The 17267-nt window shown below is 36.8% G+C and carries 16 protein-coding genes; 5 read left to right on the top strand and 11 right to left on the bottom strand.

Annotated elements, in window-relative coordinates:
- Positions 1-193 precede the first annotated feature (193 nt).
- From AB3I34_RS04030 to AB3I34_RS04060, 7 genes are all read right to left on the bottom strand, one after another.
- Entirely contained in the window at positions 194-1039 is an 846-nt protein-coding gene (locus AB3I34_RS04030; RefSeq protein WP_085444207.1) for a hypothetical protein, read from the bottom strand.
- Positions 1032-1559: a 5-bromo-4-chloroindolyl phosphate hydrolysis family protein gene (locus AB3I34_RS04035; RefSeq protein WP_002395192.1), complete on the bottom strand. Its 528-nt coding sequence runs from the start codon at positions 1557-1559 to the stop codon at positions 1032-1034. Before AB3I34_RS04035 ends, AB3I34_RS04030 begins: the two co-directional genes overlap by 8 nt.
- 282 nt (positions 1560-1841) lie before the next feature.
- Complete coding sequence (locus AB3I34_RS04040; RefSeq protein ID WP_002357140.1) at positions 1842-2561, bottom strand: MIP/aquaporin family protein; 720 nt, start codon at positions 2559-2561, stop codon at positions 1842-1844.
- Positions 2562-2568: 7 nt separating this feature from the next.
- Entirely contained in the window at positions 2569-4398 is a 1830-nt protein-coding gene (gene glpO / locus AB3I34_RS04045) for a type 1 glycerol-3-phosphate oxidase (protein WP_075582903.1), read from the bottom strand.
- Positions 4399-4418: 20 nt separating this feature from the next.
- Complete coding sequence (gene glpK, locus AB3I34_RS04050) at positions 4419-5924, bottom strand: glycerol kinase GlpK (RefSeq protein WP_002357138.1); 1506 nt, start codon at positions 5922-5924, stop codon at positions 4419-4421.
- A gap of 276 nt (positions 5925-6200) precedes the next feature.
- Positions 6201-7667, bottom strand: coding sequence for a helix-turn-helix domain-containing protein (locus AB3I34_RS04055; protein ID WP_002385844.1), 1467 nt, complete (start codon positions 7665-7667; stop codon positions 6201-6203).
- Complete coding sequence (locus tag AB3I34_RS04060) at positions 7657-8991, bottom strand: FAD-dependent oxidoreductase (protein ID WP_010712587.1); 1335 nt, start codon at positions 8989-8991, stop codon at positions 7657-7659. The genes AB3I34_RS04055 and AB3I34_RS04060 overlap by 11 nt, the downstream gene beginning before the upstream one ends.
- A 179-nt stretch (positions 8992-9170) precedes the next feature.
- Between AB3I34_RS04060 and AB3I34_RS04065 the strand changes: the two genes are divergently transcribed.
- Both AB3I34_RS04065 and AB3I34_RS04070 read left to right on the top strand, forming a co-directional pair.
- Positions 9171-9527, top strand: a complete 357-nt coding sequence (locus AB3I34_RS04065; RefSeq protein WP_085444315.1) for a hypothetical protein — start codon at positions 9171-9173, stop codon at positions 9525-9527.
- A 33-nt stretch (positions 9528-9560) separates the two neighbouring features.
- Positions 9561-9722, top strand: coding sequence for a hypothetical protein (locus AB3I34_RS04070; RefSeq protein ID WP_002357133.1), 162 nt, complete (start codon positions 9561-9563; stop codon positions 9720-9722).
- Between the two features lie 241 nt (positions 9723-9963).
- Here the strand turns inward: AB3I34_RS04070 and AB3I34_RS04075 are convergent, their stop codons facing one another.
- The 4 genes from AB3I34_RS04075 to AB3I34_RS04090 form a co-directional block, all read right to left on the bottom strand.
- The gene (locus AB3I34_RS04075; RefSeq protein ID WP_016615209.1) at positions 9964-10404 is read right to left on the bottom strand and encodes a hypothetical protein; all 441 of its coding nucleotides are present in this window, start codon (positions 10402-10404) and stop codon (positions 9964-9966) included.
- A gap of 69 nt (positions 10405-10473) precedes the next feature.
- Complete coding sequence (locus AB3I34_RS04080) at positions 10474-11010, bottom strand: GNAT family N-acetyltransferase (protein WP_010712588.1); 537 nt, start codon at positions 11008-11010, stop codon at positions 10474-10476.
- 69 nt (positions 11011-11079) lie between these two features.
- The gene (locus AB3I34_RS04085) at positions 11080-13785 is read right to left on the bottom strand and encodes a cation-translocating P-type ATPase (RefSeq protein WP_002419934.1); all 2706 of its coding nucleotides are present in this window, start codon (positions 13783-13785) and stop codon (positions 11080-11082) included.
- A 317-nt stretch (positions 13786-14102) separates the two neighbouring features.
- A complete protein-coding gene (locus AB3I34_RS04090; RefSeq protein WP_010712589.1) occupies positions 14103-14753 on the bottom strand; it encodes a YitT family protein in 651 nt (216 codons plus the stop codon).
- A gap of 88 nt (positions 14754-14841) precedes the next feature.
- Here AB3I34_RS04090 and yeiL point away from each other — a divergent pair, with 88 nt between their 5' ends.
- The 3 genes from yeiL to AB3I34_RS04105 all read left to right on the top strand — a co-directional run bounded on the left by yeiL (position 14842) and on the right by AB3I34_RS04105 (position 17265).
- Positions 14842-15507 carry a transcriptional regulator YeiL gene (yeiL, locus tag AB3I34_RS04095; RefSeq protein WP_002360048.1) on the top strand — a complete coding sequence of 222 codons (666 nt, stop codon included), beginning with the start codon at positions 14842-14844 and terminating at the stop codon, positions 15505-15507.
- Between the two features lie 71 nt (positions 15508-15578).
- On the top strand, positions 15579-15974 hold the full coding sequence (locus AB3I34_RS04100; RefSeq protein ID WP_002362038.1) for a DUF3224 domain-containing protein: 396 nt from the start codon (positions 15579-15581) through the stop codon (positions 15972-15974).
- 109 nt (positions 15975-16083) lie between these two features.
- Positions 16084-17265 carry a multidrug effflux MFS transporter gene (locus tag AB3I34_RS04105; RefSeq protein ID WP_002365813.1) on the top strand — a complete coding sequence of 394 codons (1182 nt, stop codon included), beginning with the start codon at positions 16084-16086 and terminating at the stop codon, positions 17263-17265.
- Positions 17266-17267 lie beyond the last annotated feature (2 nt).

A 17267-nucleotide genomic window follows, 5' to 3' on the forward strand; every position in this document is an offset into this window, starting at 1 on the left:
AGTTTGTAGGTCACTTGTATATTGCTGTTCTTTTCTACGTTACCTTCAAAGACAATCTAGTAAGTGGGTACACGTCGTACTTCAGTCCTTAAAGTGCTACGCTTCCACCGCTGATCATTTTTTTGTCTCAGGCTCTTACATTTTTTCAACAAAGATGTTACTAGGCACTACTTGAAGCTGAAAACTATTTTTTCTATCGAAATTCCTCATCAGTAGACTCAAATTTAAAACTTTTTTCTATAAAAGCGACTTCTTTTGCGTATGTTTTTACAAAAGAAGAATAGTCTTTGGGATCTTTGACCTTTTCCAATTGGTCAACAGAGACTTCTAATTCAAATCCCGTCCCATCTTTAAAGAGATAATATTTTGAGATGTCTGTATATCCTTGATTCCGTTTTAAAATATAGCCAGTTTGTACATCAGCAATTTTATCAATTGGGTATGCTTTGATAAACTCTTTACTTGTATCTAAATAATCAGAAAGACTGTTGACAAGATTGCCAGAAAGGTACATGCCTGCCGATGTATAATAGTCTCTTTTTTCATAAAAACTGATATTGCCTAGATATTTTGTATCTGGATACTCCTCTGTAGAAGGTAAAATTAAAAAGTTCTTTCCGCCACTGGTTTCAATATCGGCATCGCCGATAATTTCTATTTGATAGCCTTGATTAAATAAAAGTTTATTTTTTTCTATTGTGACTTTTAGTGGTTTTTCTAAATCAACAGGTCCAGTTGTGGTAAGTCCAGCTTCTTTTAAAGGATAAACATCTTCTGATGAAGCGGAGTAATCCCAATAATCATCTTTCTCCGCAAGATCAATATATACTATAAAGCCAATTGCTACAGCAATGCCTATCCAAATAATTTTTTTGTTCTTTTTTTGTTTTTTCTTTTTTTTCGTCTGTGGTTTTACCACTTTTTTATTTGGGTTAGGAAGTTGCTTTACTGTGTCTGTTCTTGTGACAGGAAAAAACGACCATTTTGGCTTTTGAAAAAGCGCATCATATGTATCATAAAAATTCTTTTGTTTAGCCATTTTTTCTCTCCACTAATTTTTTTGATAAGGAAATTTCCTCAGATGCTTCGGAGACTAATTTTTCGTAATCATCTGTGATACTTTCCGACAACACTCTTATGGTACTTAAGATACCATTGGTTGCAAGCGTTATTTCTTCTGTTGACAATTTATCTTCTTTAATGCTTAAAAACCGTTCTGATGCTCGTAACATCTCTGGTACCTTATGATATAAAAAATCACTAAAATGAGTAATTGCTTCAGGATACTTCACTAAGTGTTTAAAGATGCCTTTAGCGGAAGCAACACCCAGTTTTACTTGTTCAATTTTTTTTAAATTTCGTGACTTATTCGTTAGTTCGTTTAAATAAATAATTTGTTTTTTTAATTCGTCCATAATTCTTTGGTACATCTCTAGGTCACTGTCCGTTAGATGGTGCGTCGTTTGATATTTTTTTAGATTTTTTTTATAACGGAAATACGTACGACCATTTCTATAAATAACCCAACCGATGTACCCAGCGCCCACTAACAAAACCAGTATCCCATTCAAATCATGTACTCCTTTTTAAATTAGTATATATTACTGAACACATTGTCCAGCTTAAAATTGACAAATAAGTATGAAATGTTACTCCCCAATTACTTGTGCACTTTTATTGTATCATATAGGAAAATTGTTCTGTTCCGCATTTGGACAAATTGTCTAAATGTCTAAGGAAATCTTTTTTGGTTTAATATGTAGCAAAAAACACTTGCAAGAATTGATTACTTCTCACAAGCGTTTTTTATTGTCTAAAACAACTATTTACATTTCATTTTATTAAATAGTGAATAAATAAATTACTGCAGCTAATGAAGCCCCTAAGATAGGTCCCACAATTGGCACCCAAGAATAAGCCCAATCAGAATCACCTTTTGTTTTCACAGGAATAATTTGGTGCGCTAAACGGGGTCCTAAATCACGTGCAGGGTTAATTGCATAACCTGTAGGTCCGCCTAATGATAGACCTAGTCCTAAGACCAAAATCCCAACAAGCATTGGGTTAATGCCAGCCGCTAAGTCGTTTTGAGAAAAGGCTAGTAAGCCAAAAACCAAGACAAATGTGCCGATAATTTCTGTTAAAACATTGGCTGGATAGTTACGGACAGCTGGACCAGTGGCGAAGGTTCCTAAAATAGCACCTTTGTCTTCTGTAATGTTCCAATGGGGTAAATAAGCTAACCAGACAACTAAACCACCAATAAAACCGCCTAGGACTTGAGCTACGATATAAGGTAAAACCATGCCCCATTCAAAGTTTCCAGTAATTGCCATCGCAACTGTTACAGCAGGATTTAAATGCGCTGGACTCATATACCCAGACATGTAAACAGCTAATGTAACAGCAGCGCCCCAGCCTAAAGCAATAACGACCCAACCAGAAGCAAAGGCTTTGCTTTTCTTCAAGTTAACTGCGGCACAGACGCCATCCCCTAGTAAAACTAAAATCATCGTTCCGAAAAATTCACCGAATAATTGTGTCATCATCGAAGTTCCCATTTTTTCTTCACCCTACTTTCAAATTTTTTAAATCTGATTCTTCAATTACTTTTTCTAATGTTTCAATGTGTCGTGCTCTTTCTTCCGCTGTCCATTGATAATGCTGTGCCATTTCTTCAATGACTCCCGCTTTCACTTGGTCCAAACGATCACGCATAAATAATAAGTGGTTGGTCCGTCGCAATAAAAAGTCGACGGGTGTTAAAGCCATTTCTTCTTCCATCGCATAGTTTAAAGAGACAGTTTCTGTTAAGGTTAAACCAGGAATTACTTTGGCATCATCAATCATTTCAAAAACAGTTGATACGTTGGAGCCATATAAATGAGCTAAGTATAGTGCATCCTTTTCACTTAACCCTTTAGATACGCCATGTTTTGCCAACGCTTCTAATTCTTCGTCTACCGTTGCAGGGTTCAATTTCCCGCCTGAAACTGGATAGTTTTTAGAATCAATTAAGGTGAATTCTTTCTGGTATTCTTCTGCTAAGATGGTTTGAATCATTTTCATCGCACCTTCTGCCATTTTACGATAATCTGTTAATTTCCCACCAGCCAAAGTGAGCAAGCCGTCCGCTGATCTTTCCAATGAGCTGCCTCGAGAGACAGCTGAAGGATTGACTTTATTTTCCACCAAACTATCTTCTAGATGGTTTAGGACTTCTTCAATTTCTCGTTTATCTGTTTGGTTTTTTTGGTATCTGTCAACGACATCAATGACTTCATCAATACTTTTATCTGAAAGTTTGCCATTGTTTCCCCCGTTATAATCTGAGCCACCGTTAGCAGAAATTAAAGGTCGTAAGCCAGCCCAGCTGGCTTCAATATCATTAATTGTCAATTGTACCTCTGGATAACGATTATTTACTACTTCCAATAGGTAATCCACATCACTTTGTTCTACTGTTGGATGTTGAAAGTCTCCATGGTAATCTGTATCCGTCGTCCCAAAATATGTTTTTTCTTCTCTTGGAACAACGAAGACCATGCGGCCATCTTGTTTACCTGTATCAAAATACGTTGGTTGAGGAACATTTAAACGGCTTTTGTCGACAACTAAATGAACCCCTTTAGTTGGACGCATTTGTGGTGTAAATGAATCGTTTTTGTCTAAGCCTCTTAATTTATCTGACCAAGGACCAGTAGTATTAATCACAACATCTGCGTGAATCTCAAACTGTTCGTCAGTTAGTAGGTCCTTTGCTTGAATGCCAGTAATTTTTCCTTCATCATTGTATAAAAAGCCCACCGCTTGAACCCGACTCACAGCATGTGCCCCGTCAGCTACTGCTTGTTTAATATTTTCAATAACTAAACGAGCATCATTATTTCGGTAATCTAAATAAACACCGCCACCTTGTAGACCTTCACTTTTTAGTTGTGGTTCACGTGCCAAAACCTCTTCTTTTGTTAACAGATAGTTGGCGTACTTGGTACCTGTTACATCAGCTAACTGATCATATAAATCCATTGCTATTTTGACAGAAAATAGATTAAATGTTGCATTTGGCTCATCATAAATCGGCAATAACATGGGATCCGCTTTAGGGATGTGTGGCGCAATGGATTGAACGACGGCTCGTTCTTTCACTGTATCTGCCACCACCTCCACGTCAAACGTTTTCAAATAGCGGATACCACCATGAACTAATTTGGTTGATCGTGAAGAGGTGCCCTCTGCGAAATCCTGCATTTCAATTAACCCTGTCTTCATTTTAGCGGCACTGGCTTGCAGGGCAACGCCTGCGCCAGTAATGCCACCACCAATAATTAAGACATCTAAGTGTTGTGTTTTTAAAGCGTCGATTGATTGTCGGCGTGTTTCTATTGAGAAAGTCATAGAAAATTCCCCTTTTCCATTTACTTATTTTTACGTTTAAATTGTTGGGTAGCTGCTACTGCTTGTTGCCAACCTTCGTATAAATCTTCGCGTTCTTCTTCCGCCATAATTGGTTCAAATTGTTGTCCTTCTTCTTGGAATGCTTTGATTTCTTCTAAGTCTTTCCAGAAGCCAACCGCTAAGCCCGCCAAGAAAGCTGCGCCCAAGGCCGTTGTTTCTAAGTTATGGGCTCTTTGAACAGCAGTGTTTAAAATATCTGCTTGGAATTGCATCAAGAAATCATTGTTTGCTGCTCCACCGTCTACTTTTAAGACGGGAATATCTATGCCTGTATCTTCTTTCATCGTGTCAATAATGTCACGAACTTGATACGCAACTGCTTGAAGTGTCGCTTTGACAAAATCTTCTCTCGTGGTACCACGTGTCAATCCAAAGACAGCCCCACGCGCTTGTGAATCCCAATATGGTGCGCCCAAACCAGTGAATGCCGGAACCACATAAACTTCATTGTGCCCTGTTGACGCTTTGGCTACTGCTTCAGATTCCGCAGCCGTTTGTAACATTTTTAAGCCATCTCGTAACCATTGAATCGCTGAACCAGCCACGAAGATACTTCCTTCCAAGGCATAATATACTTTGCCGTTAATACCATAGCCAATAGTGGTAAGCAGATTATTTTTAGAAAGTTGAGGTTCTTCGCCAGTGTTCATGACAATAAATGAGCCTGTTCCATAGGTATTTTTAACCATCCCAGGTTCAAAGGCCATTTGACCAAATAAAGCGGCTTGTTGGTCACCAGCCATCCCAGCGATAGGAACTTCACTTCCGTAAAAATGGTAATTTTTTGTTAGTCCATACACTTCAGAGTTCGAAACGACTTTCGGTAACATCACTCGTGGGATATTTAAAAGATCCAAAATTTCTTGATCCCAATCTAAATCATGGATATTAAACAACATCGTCCGACTTGCATTTGAATAATCAGTGACATGAGTATCTCCCGTTAATTTCCAAACGAGCCAAGTGTCAATTGTCCCAAACATCAATTCTCCATTTTCTGCACGTTCTTGCGCACCTTCTACGTGATCTAAGATCCAACGAACCTTCGTTGCTGAGAAATAAGCATCAATGATTAACCCAGTTTTTTCATGAATCATTTCGCTGTAGCCATCTTCTTTTAGTTGATCAGCAATGGGTGTCGTTTGGCGTGATTGCCAAACAATTGCGTTATAAATGGGTAACCCAGTTGCTTTGTCCCAAACAACGGTTGTTTCCCGTTGGTTTGTAATCCCAATTCCGGCAATATCCGTTGGTTTCACTCCTGACTCAATTAAAGAACCTGCAATAACGGATTGAACAGAATTCCAAATTTCATTGGCATTATGTTCCACCCAGCCTGCATTAGGAAAATATTGAGTAAATTCCTTTTGTGAACTACCAATTTTGTTTCCTTTTTTATCAAAAATAATTGCACGAGAACTAGTCGTTCCTTGATCAATCGCCATAATGTATTTTTCTTCTGCCATGATAATTCCTCCTAAACGTTTTTGAAATCGTTTTCTTTATGTCCCTATCTTACAGACAAAAGAATAACTAAACATGTCAAAAACTTTTTTTATTTTAAAAAAATTGAAAGGATTTCTACTAAAACCAACAAAGACAACGCTTTCAATAATACTTTTATTATCTCTAATTTTTCAATAAAAAGAAACATTTTTGTTTAAAAAAGCCTAATTTTCGACTTTTAGTTGTAAAAAGGTTGGTGCGAGGATCAGATAATTTCCGTCACACCAACCTTTTGTTTATTTCTCCCGCAAGGTGCGTATTTTCTTTTTTAATTGTTGCACATCATAGGTCGAACTTAATTCTGACAAAACATAGACTTCCGGTGTTCCTTGATAGCTCGTTTGCTGATAATTGGTCACAATTAAATCATATGTTTGTTCAGGCTGATACCTCTCCACCAGCGTGCCATTCATATTTTTAAGACTAAGCATTAATACTTGTGTTAACGCCGCTTGATAAAGAGCATCCATTGCTAAATGAATTCCAATTTTTATTTCACCAATCATTTTAAATTCAATTAATGCCAACACGCTTAAATATTTGACCAGAGAAAGTTCATGCAAACTATCTCCTGGTTGATACGTTTCATCAAAACAAGCTAAAGCTTTTTCTAATAACGTTGTTGAAAAAGAAGCTAATTCCCGACTAGATAATTGCTGTTCTTTTTCCCAGATATGGGCCCGATCAAAGACTTCCAATTCTCCTTTAAAAAAATACAGTTTTCCATGAATTTGTGAAAAATAGTAAGCCATGGTTTTCTCAAGAGTAGGTTCAAATTTATGGGGCCGATAATACAAGACCACATTTTCCAAGATAAACGTATCAGCTAAAGAAACAGCGGAACGACGTCCCCGAATTAAGGAATATTCATCAAAAGCTGATTCTGGTAAGACCGACATTGTGATTAGAAAAACAAAATGAATCATGCTTTCTCCTTCGTCTAATTCTAATGAATAGCGACTAGAAAAACGGAAAAACAATTGTCGAACTTGCTTAAATAACGGATCTTCTTTAAAATCAATCATTTTCTTTCTCAATTGTTGATATTTTTTTGAAGTGACCGCTAGGCGCTTTTTCGTAATACTCAACCAAAGGCTAACTTTTAACGCATTATGTTCATTAAAAGTAAAACCTAAGCCAGTCTCAATCCCTTCAATTATCCGTTTATTTAACGGGGACATCGTTTTTTTCTGGTGTGTTTCATAGGGAGTAATATACCAATACAACTGAAAGTAAAAGTAACGAATCTGCAATTCTTCGCCCTGTAGTTGTCCATTTTTTATTTGCAAATCAAAGGCGGCTAACAATTGATTGAGTTCCTTAATCTTTCGAAATAAAGAAGACTCACTAATCATAAATTTAGTCGTTAATTGAACAATAGAAAACTCTTTATTACGATATAAATAATCTAAAAGTTGAAATTTAAGAGACTCTTTTACAAATGCTTCAATTAAATGATTCAACGAAAAAAAATCCGATAAGGTGATTGATAGCTGTTGGCCATCATAAGTAAGCTGACAATCCTGTCCAAAAGGTTTCAAAAAATAATGTAAATCCTCTAAGTCTTTTTCAAAGGAAGCTTTTGTGACCGCTAAGAATGCTGTTAAATCAGAGACTGAGCAGGTGCCGCCTGCTAAGATGGTTTGTTGCACCGTTAATAATTGTCGCATCGCTTTCTTTTCTAATAACGTCTCAACTTTCATCGTTCTCTCTCCAATAAGCCGAAGCACCCATCAAATTTGTAATATCATAAATATTGGTTAAGGAAGGTTGATAAAAATAATCTTTTTGTAATAGGTCTGTCAGTGTCTGACCTGTTTGGATACTTAATGCTAACGTATTTATTTTTTCTAAACAATTGTTTTTTGAACAAAGCTGTGCCCCAAGGACCCGTTGTGTCACTTTATCATAGATTAATTTGCCTAAAATTTCTGTCCCATGTTGTAGAGGCGGCGCTGGCTGTCTAACAATTACGGAAGCAAGTGTTTGCGGAAAAAATAAACCTTCCGTTTCGGTTAGACCTGTACTAGCAAGGTAATAGTCCCCCACTTTTGTTCCCATTGTTCGTAAAGAACCAATGAATCGGTGCGTTTTTTCTTCTAAATTGTTGGCGACTACTAAGCCAGTTCGTACCGCATTGTTCACTAACGGAGCATAAAAAGTTTCCGCGACTGGTTCATTCATAACTGAAATGCAATCACCGATGGCAAAAACATTCGGCACTGAAGTTTGTAAATAAGCATCCACCGCGATTGTCTGATCCAGATTCCGTTGAATTTTTTTATCTAAATAGGCTAATTGAGGATGTAAGTTTAAAGCAAAAATCCCACTGTCACAAGAAATTTTCTGTTCACTTGTTTCAAGAACAATACCATTTGCTGTTTCTTCAATTCCTAGGACCGTTTCTTCAAAATGGAAAATTACTGCTTGTTTTTCCAAAGATTTTTGAACTTCTGCGACCATTTCTTTATCAAAATATTTAGGCAATAGATTTTCTAAACTTTCAAAGACATGGACAGTTTTCTTCATTTTCACAAGAAAATCAATTGCTTCTACTCCAATGGGGCCTGCACCAATGACAGCTACTGTCTGGCTTTTTTCCAGTAATGGAACAGCCGCTAAAGCACCTGATAAAAATTTATATTTGAGTAATTTTTCTGTTTGACTACCACGAATTTGCGTGGAAAATTGGCTCGCGCCTGTCGCTAAAATCAATTTATCATAAGAATACCACTGTTGTTCTTCCTTTTGCGTCCAAGCAATCAATTGGTTCTCAACATCCATTGCCACGACTTCTCTATTTAAAAGCAACTGAATCTTTTGACGACGTAATTCCTCTTCCGTTATGTAACGTGCTTCGTGTAATTCATTGATGGTATGATTAAAATACGCACTTAAGCCACCAGATAAATACCCCACTGTTGCTTGTTTGTCAATTAAAGAAATTTCTGCTTGGGGATATTTTTTCCTTGAAGCAATTGCTGCGGAAATACCTGCGAATGATGCACCAATAATCACAATTTTCATTTGTTTCCTCCTCTGTCAGGACCTACTATACTTCTCTCAGTTTATCATGATTAAAAAGAATGCTAAAGCAACAACTATAGTTTTCCCTTAAAATAATTATTTTTGCTGAGCGCATTGCTTTTCAAGCACTTTCATTTTCATTTATAATAAATGTTACTACTGTTTGAGGAGGAGTTTTCATGTCTGCAACGAAAGAGCAATTGGAACTATTTTTATTTTATTTATCTGAAACCTATACAAAAAGTTTATCTTTACATGACTTAGTTACAAGTCGACCACGCCCAGAGGAAGCGCGTATTTTATTAAATATTAACGAGGTTTTTACTTACTACCATAGCGCTCGTGTTCTCTACACAAGTGTTCCTGCTCTTGAAAACAACAAGTCTGAGCCTTTTTTCCAAGCCTTCGAAAATTTTTATTTTGAATTAAAACAACATTTTTTCAATGAAGAAGATGAAACCAACCAATTGAATGAACGTCTAGAGGAAATGAAAATTGCCTTTGAACAATTGACGGATGACTACAATGTTCTATAATAGAAGAGAACAATTCGTTAAGAAGGGGTCCTTATGAAGCAAGAAGAAGTGATTGAACGTTTAAAAGAAGAACTAAATTTGCCATTTTTTAATGGTACGCTAGAAGAAAAGAACTATTCTGAAGCAGATTATCAGCAAATCAAGAAAGAGTTAATTCAATACTTTGATGATTATGTGCGAAATGTTGAAAATTAACAAGCTAAAACAACCTTTGATTTTAATAAAATCAAAGGTTGTTTTATTATTAAATAAAAAAAATAACAAAAAAACCACCGGCAGTTTTGCCGATGGAAAAGGAGTATTTACTCAATAAGAGTAAAATGAAAAATAAAAAGGTTGTTGTTGGTATGAATTAATAATACAATACACTTTCTCTTTTGTCCATAAAAAAGACATGAAAAAAATATTAAATTCGTTAGTTATTTTTATTAGTTTTTTATTTTTTCAAAAGAATGTTGCTCATTCGCGTAATGGCAAAGGTTAATTCATCCGTTGCTTGATCCTGCTTTTCCTCTGAAGTATTAAATAAATCTGCATCAATACCTGTTTCTGGATCTGTTGCTAAAATCATTTCATTGCATCCTGCTACATATTCTGTATAAGCATGTTGAAATTTTTTGTGAATACCAAGTACTTGTGGTGTTGGTTTTAATGTTCCGACTTTTTTGAGCATTAATTCATATTTTTCAGTACCTTCTTTAAATTTTGCTTGAATTTCTGCAATTCGTTCGGCTGTTAAATCATTCACTTTATTCTTATCGATCGCTTGACGAACTTCTTCGTAATATGGATTCATGACTTCGCCAATATCTTCTGTTGTTTTAACGATATCATTAATTGTTTGAACGTAAAATCCTAAATTTGGTCTCATAACCATCCCTCTTTTCCCTTTTCTCTTTCACTCCATTTTACACTTTTTCTATTCCATCTGACAAGTGGCACTTTTTCAGTCTTTATTCTTTTGATTCTTAACAGAGAAAACATAGTGAGGCATCGTTTTGCCATGGTATGTTTTAATGTATCGATCCCTAACAAGCATCTGGTTTCGAATAGCGACATTCATAGAGGCTAAGTTCGTATCACGAATCGTTGAAATAACTTCTGGAAAATTTAATACATCGAATGCGTACTGTTTTGTCGCTGCGGCAGCTTCAATCGCATACCCTTTGTGCCATTCTTTCACACATAAATGATAACCAATTTCTGGATAGCTCTTGCCTTTTACTAATTGATTGGTGAGTCCACACTCGCCGATGACTTCGCCTGTTCGCTTCTTCTCTAACGCCCATAAGCCGTAGCCGTATTCTTGATAGGACTGTAAGTTCCACTTTAGCCAGTTTGCAACCTCTTCATCAGAAAAAGCGTGTTCATAGGCATACATCACATTTTCATCTTGCAAAAATTTTTTCAATTCCACTTCATCTTCCAACTGCCATTCTCTGACAATAAGTCGTTGTGTTTCGAAAATAATTTTCCGTTTCAAGCCCTTTCACTCCTTACATAAAGAAAAATTGACTGGTTTAAGTACCAGCCAATTTTCTTTTCTTATTTATTAAGCACCTTTACCTGCTTTACGTTGGAAGAACTTCACAATTTCCACAATTGGGATGATAGCAAAAGAAGTACCTGCTACAATTGCCCATTGATATGCATCTAAATGTGTGACGCTGAATAAATCATTAAATCCTGGAATAACAATCGTTGCAGCTAATAGCAAGAACGAAACAAGAATCCCATAGTTAAATGATTTGTTGCGGAATAAGCCAACTTTGAAAATTGATTGATAAATCGACTTCACATTAAAGGCATGGAACAATTGAATTAATCCCAAAGTAGCGAAGGCCATGGTTAAAGCATCGCCGTGTTGTAAATCATACAACGCTTGCGCCGATAAGTTTGTGTTAGCTGCGGTATGTGCTGGGAACATAATTGACATTTTGTACACAATCAAAGTCAATGCCCCTTGCGTAATCCCTTGATAAACAACACTGCTTAAAACGCCGCCAGAGAAGAAGTTCGATTTTTTACCACGAGGTTCATGGCTCATCACATCACGTTCTGCTGGTTCCACACCTAACGCAATCGCTGGGAAAGTATCCGTTACTAAGTTAATCCACAATAAGTGAACAGGTAACAAGGTATCCCAATTGAGCATTGTTGCAATAAACAAGGTTAATACTTCCCCTAAGTTAGCTGAAAGTAAATATTGAATCGTTTTTTGGATATTTGAGAAGACTTTACGTCCTTCTTCTACTGCTACAATAATTGTTGAAAAGTTATCATCGGCAAGGACCATATCTGAAGCACCTTTTGATACTTCTGTTCCGGTAATCCCCATACCAATCCCGATGTCAGCAGCTTTTAAGGCTGGAGCATCATTTACGCCATCACCAGTCATCGCAACCACTTTTCCTTCTTGTTGCCACGCTTTAACAATCCGAACCTTGTGTTCTGGTGAAACACGAGCATAGACAGAGTAGCGTCCCACGACTTGTGCGAATTTTTCATCTGACAATTCATTTAATTCAGCGCCTGTAATGACTGCATCGTCGTCGCCTTCTTTGATGATGCCTAAACGTGCCGCAATTGCTTCTGCTGTATCACGGTGGTCACCCGTAATCATAATTGGACGAATACCCGCTTCTTTCGCGACTTTTACAGCATCTGCAGCTTCTTTTCTTTCTGGGTCAATCATACCGACTAAACCAGCAAATGTTAAATCTTTTTCCACAAGTTCAGAACTCATTTCGGCTGGAATCGTCTCAACATATTTATAAGCCATTCCTAAAACACGTAAGGCTTGTTTCGCTAATGAAGTGTTGGTTTTTAAAATTTCTTGACGTTTTGTTTCATCTAATGGACTTGTTTCTCCATTTGATAAGATTTCCGTACAACGTTTCAATAATTCATCTGGTGCACCTTTGACAGAAACTAGGAAGCCACCTGTTTTTAATTCATGAACAGTAGTCATTAATTTACGATCAGAGTCAAAAGGAATCTCTGCCACACGAGGTTCAGCTGCTACTTTTTCGGTTACGTTAAACGCATGATCTAAACCAAATTGTACTAAGGCAGTTTCTGTTGGGTCACCAATTAATGAACCATCTTGAGCGATTTTTGTATCATTCGTAAAGTTCATGATTTTTAAAGCCATATTATCAGCAGGAATTTCTGTGGAAGCAGATAAAACTTGACCATCTGTATACAACGCTTCAACGGTCATTTGATTTAAGGTTAACGTACCTGTTTTATCTGAACAGATAATATCTGTACTTCCTAATGTTTCAACGGCTGGTAACTTACGGACAATCGCATTTTTCTTGGCCATTTTTTGAGTCCCTAAAGCCAAAATAATCGTGACAATCGCTGGTAATCCTTCTGGAATTGCCGCTACAGCTAACGAAATTGACGTTAATAACATGTCAATCCATGAACGACCATTCATCATTCCTACCACAAACATCACCGCTGCAATGACTAAAATGGCAATTGTTAACATTTTACCCAATTGGTTTAAGTTTTGTTTTAAAGGCGTTTCCGTTTCTTGTTCGCTTGCTAGCATGCCAGCAATTTTACCGACTTCTGTATTCATTCCTGTGCCAACCACAACGCCAAGACCACGTCCATACGTCACATTACTATTGGAATAAGCCATATTGATTCGGTCACCGATACCAATATCGGTTCCCTCTAAGATGGTTACTTCTTTTTCAACTGGAACAGATTCACCGGTTAACGCTGCTTCTTCAATTTTTAAGCTATTCGCTTCCAATAAACGTAAATCAGCTGGAACGACATCCCCTGCTTCTAATAAAACAATGTCGCCTGGTACTAATTCATCACTTTTAACAGTAATGACGTGTCCATCACGGCGAACATTCGCATTTGGTGAAGACATTTCTTTTAATGCTTCAATGGCTTGTTCCGCTTTGGCTTCTTGAATGACCCCAAAGATGGCGTTCAAGATAACAACCACTAAGATGATAATCGAGTCTACCACATCATGGGAAAAGACGGCTGAAATGACCGCTGCCGCTAATAAAACAATAATCATAAAATCTTTGAATTGCTCAAAGAATTTCACGGCAAGTGATTTTTTCTTCCCTTCATCTAGCACATTTTCCCCGTACGTTTCTAAACGCTTTTGAGCCTCCTGTGCACTTAATCCATCAGTTGTTGTGTTCATTTTCTCCAAAACAACTGTGTCGTCTTGTGCGTAAAACGCTTCAGACAATTGTGTTTTCTTTTCTTCTGACATGTTCTTCCTCCTCTATTTTTTGCAGCATCCTTCAAGTACTATTTTACATTTCATCAAAAATAAATGAAAAAAAATAGACTTGTGTATGCTACTTCGTCGAACATACATAAGTCTCACCGTTTAAGACAACACCAGAAATTGCTTTCGGAGTTGGTGATGTTGTCACAGCATAAATACTGTCAGTTACTCCCTCATGAAAAAACTATTTAACATTGATTGGAGAACCAATGTTATGAATAATTACTTAATTAGTATACCGTTTTCCACTCTTTTTTTCAAATAAAAGTTCTGCTCATTTGAAAAAAACTGAAATCCTTTCATTCGGATTCCAGTTTCTTGATTTGTATTCGTAAAATACGTTGTTGTCCCCGCTTTCGCGACCAACTAATAACCCAAGAAAGTAAGAAAAGACTAATCACGGTTCCTTCACGAACAAAAATCGGCAAATGATAACTAATGGACAATCCTAGTGCTAAACTGACACAAAAAATATCAACTAAATAACGATAAACCTGAAAACTATAGCGCGTTCTTTCAGAAATAAGTGTACAAAATTTTTCAATGGGAAATTGCAAAACACCTAGCGCAACTATCTGTCCTGTCCCGATTCCTGCTATGATTGTCCCTAAAATAAATAGAACAATTTTAACCAAATAATTTTGAAAAACAAGCGAACCAAATAATTGATATAAGAAAAAATTAATGACAAAACCAAAGCCAATTAACGCCACCAAAATAATCAAATAGTCCTGAATTTTACGCTGCTGATCTAACAACCAACACGTGCCTAAAAAAGCGAAATTGATAGCTGTGGTAACCGTCCCGACTTTTAAATGAGTAAGTGTTGCAAAGGTCACATTAAACGCATTAAAACTGCTAACCCCAATGCCTGCTTGAATTGTCAAACTGATGCCCAATGCACTAATTAAATAAAAAAGAAACGATAGCACAATTTTTTTCTTCCACATTATAAAAACTCCTCTACTCTTGATACGTCTATTATGTGCTACAATGGAAGAAACAAATAGGAGATATCTCCTATTATAAGGAGAAAAAATGCTTAAAACAGCCTACCAACAATCACCGAAACAAGAATTAGCTAAAAATACGCCTTTTTTTAATGAAACTGATTTAAAACACAGTTTTATTATCGATTTTGAAAATCAAGAATTCATTCATCACCAAGCAGAGCCATTAAATTATCTTTTTTATTTAATCAAAGGAAAAGCGAAAATTTTAAAAACAGAACGCAATGGCCGCCAATCCATTGTTCAGTTTTTAACGACAGGTGATTTAATTGGCGATTTAACATTAGTCCAAGCGGAAACGATAACCAAGGACGTTATCGCCTTAGGTGAAACCTGTTGTTTGGCTATTCCTTTAGCTTACGCAGAAACTGTTTTAAAAAACAAGGTGCTTTTTATGCAGCAACTCAGCCATTATCTAGGGAAAAAAATGCTCCAACGGGTGGACCACTTTACAACGAATCAGACCTATGAACTAAGTTATCGGCTAGCGGAATTGCTATTGGTTGCCGCTAATCACGAAGATGTTTATAAAGAAAAACATACTGAGATTGCCGAATACTTAGGGGTTAGTTATCGCCATCTTATTTATACCTTCAAACAATTTCGAGAGCGCGGCTTTATTCAAAAACAAGGAACTGCTTATCACATCAACCGCTTAGCGTTACATTCTTTTGTGCAAAAAATGAAGAGTTAAAGTGGTGGATTGTTGACAAATAGTGCGCTTCCCGCTACCCTATTCTTATTAATAAGAAAGAAGGGACAGCAATGGAGCAAGCATCATTTACTGTATCTAGTTGGCAAGAACAACCGATTGACAATCTTAATGAAAATTTCCCAGTGAATCAAGCGAGCGCTACTTATCAATTGTCAGGCGCCTTATCTGGGACAGCTTCTGTGGAATACTTAATGACTTATCAAGGCTCTTCAATGGCTGATGGGCTTGAAGCTGTGGCTCAAGTGGTCGGTTTCCTCCATTTCGAAGGAACTTATTTAGGAAAAAAAGGCACCTTTACTGCTTGCGAAAAAGGGACGTTTACACAGGGTCTTTTAGACTGCCCAGGTGAATTATTTCAAGCATCAGGTGAGCTTGCCGGTTTATCCGGTCGCTACACTTATGAATTTAGTCAAGAAGAAGCGCTTCTTCATTTAGACTTTGTATAATAAAAAATTTCAAGGAAAGTTGGTGACATTATTTTACTTATTTTAAATTTGGCGGTTGTAAAAGACAATGGGTGTTTTTGATTAGATTAAACTTTTAAGGAGAAAAATCATGAAAAACACCCGAAACACCGTCCCATCATTACTAATTATTATTTTGCTTGTGGGATTTCCACAAATCAGCGAGTCGATTTTCACACCCATTTTGCCAGCGCTTAGTTCTGCTTTTAACATTCACGATAGCGTGGCACAATTAACCATGAGTATTTATTTTGTTGCCTTTGCCGTTGGCGTTTTATTCTGGGGAATTTTATCCGATACGATTGGACGTCGCCCAGCTATGTTATTAGGAATTTTATGCTATTTAATTGGAAATATTGGCCTTTTTTTGAGTCCGACATTTCCTTGGCTGTTATTCTTCCGTTTAATTCAAGCATTTGGTGCAAGCGTTGGTTCTGTCATTACCCAATCAATGATGCGGGAAAGCTTTAACGATCTTCAAAGAGGGAAAATTTTTGCCCAAACAAGCGCTGCCCTATCGCTATCTCCTGCCATCGGACCCTTAGTCGGCGGACTTGTTCAAACCTATTTTGGCTATCAGCATGTCTTTAGCACCTTAATTGTCATGGCTGTTCTATTACTTTTCTATAGTTTTTATCGTTTACCAGAAACCTTTCACTTAGGAAATACCTTAACGAAAGCGCCTTTTTGGTCCGTGGCGAAACGCCTTTCCTTCGACTCGAAAGTTTGGTGCTACGGCTTATTGATTGGGGGCATTAATGGTTTATTGTTTAGCTACTATGCAGAAGCTCCGTTTATTTTCATCAATCACTTTGGCTTTAGCAGTGTCCAATATGGCTTTCTTGGTTTAGTTTTAGCTGTGTCTAGTATTCTTGCTGCGGTTCTTATCAATTGGTTGCTGGGATATTGGTCAGCGGAAAAAATTGCCTTTGCTGGTTTGCTGCTAAGTATCTTTGCGGCTTGCTGTTTATTAATAATGACACAATTTGAAACAATCATTGGTCTTATTTTGTTTATTTTTCTCTTTTTCTTAGGGATTAATATTACTTTGCCCAATGCCTTAAGCATGGCCTTAAAAGGCTATGAATCTGTAATTGGTACTGCCAGTGGAATTTTTAGTTTTGTCTATTACTTGTTTGTTAGTTTCTTTACCTATTTAATTAGTTACTTTCACAATGGCACCATTTGGGTCTTACCGCTTTACTTTTTAAGTTTTGCTTGTCTGTTAGCTTTCAGCTATTATGTCATTGTTTATCGTAAAACTTTAAAATAAAA

The sequence above is a fragment of the Enterococcus sp. C102(2024) genome (assembly GCF_040888205.1).
Classification (GTDB): Bacteria; Bacillota; Bacilli; order Lactobacillales; family Enterococcaceae; genus Enterococcus; species Enterococcus faecalis.

Excerpts from the sequence above, each read along its gene's own strand:
- AB3I34_RS04030 (WP_085444207.1), bottom strand. The coding sequence starts at position 1,039 with ATGGCTAAACAAAAGAATTTTTATGATACATATGATGCGCTTTTTCAA.
- AB3I34_RS04040 (WP_002357140.1), bottom strand. The coding sequence starts at position 2,561 with ATGGGAACTTCGATGATGACACAATTATTCGGTGAATTTTTCGGAACG.
- glpO (WP_075582903.1), bottom strand. The coding sequence starts at position 4,398 with ATGACTTTCTCAATAGAAACACGCCGACAATCAATCGACGCTTTAAAA.
- glpK (WP_002357138.1), bottom strand. The coding sequence starts at position 5,924 with ATGGCAGAAGAAAAATACATTATGGCGATTGATCAAGGAACGACTAGT.
- AB3I34_RS04055 (WP_002385844.1), bottom strand. The coding sequence starts at position 7,667 with ATGAAAGTTGAGACGTTATTAGAAAAGAAAGCGATGCGACAATTATTA.
- AB3I34_RS04060 (WP_010712587.1), bottom strand. The coding sequence starts at position 8,991 with ATGAAAATTGTGATTATTGGTGCATCATTCGCAGGTATTTCCGCAGCA.
- AB3I34_RS04065 (WP_085444315.1), top strand. The coding sequence starts at position 9,171 with ATGTCTGCAACGAAAGAGCAATTGGAACTATTTTTATTTTATTTATCT.
- AB3I34_RS04070 (WP_002357133.1), top strand. The coding sequence starts at position 9,561 with ATGAAGCAAGAAGAAGTGATTGAACGTTTAAAAGAAGAACTAAATTTG.
- AB3I34_RS04075 (WP_016615209.1), bottom strand. The coding sequence starts at position 10,404 with ATGGTTATGAGACCAAATTTAGGATTTTACGTTCAAACAATTAATGAT.
- AB3I34_RS04085 (WP_002419934.1), bottom strand. The coding sequence starts at position 13,785 with ATGTCAGAAGAAAAGAAAACACAATTGTCTGAAGCGTTTTACGCACAA.
- AB3I34_RS04090 (WP_010712589.1), bottom strand. The coding sequence starts at position 14,753 with ATGTGGAAGAAAAAAATTGTGCTATCGTTTCTTTTTTATTTAATTAGT.
- yeiL (WP_002360048.1), top strand. The coding sequence starts at position 14,842 with ATGCTTAAAACAGCCTACCAACAATCACCGAAACAAGAATTAGCTAAA.
- AB3I34_RS04100 (WP_002362038.1), top strand. The coding sequence starts at position 15,579 with ATGGAGCAAGCATCATTTACTGTATCTAGTTGGCAAGAACAACCGATT.
- AB3I34_RS04105 (WP_002365813.1), top strand. The coding sequence starts at position 16,084 with ATGAAAAACACCCGAAACACCGTCCCATCATTACTAATTATTATTTTG.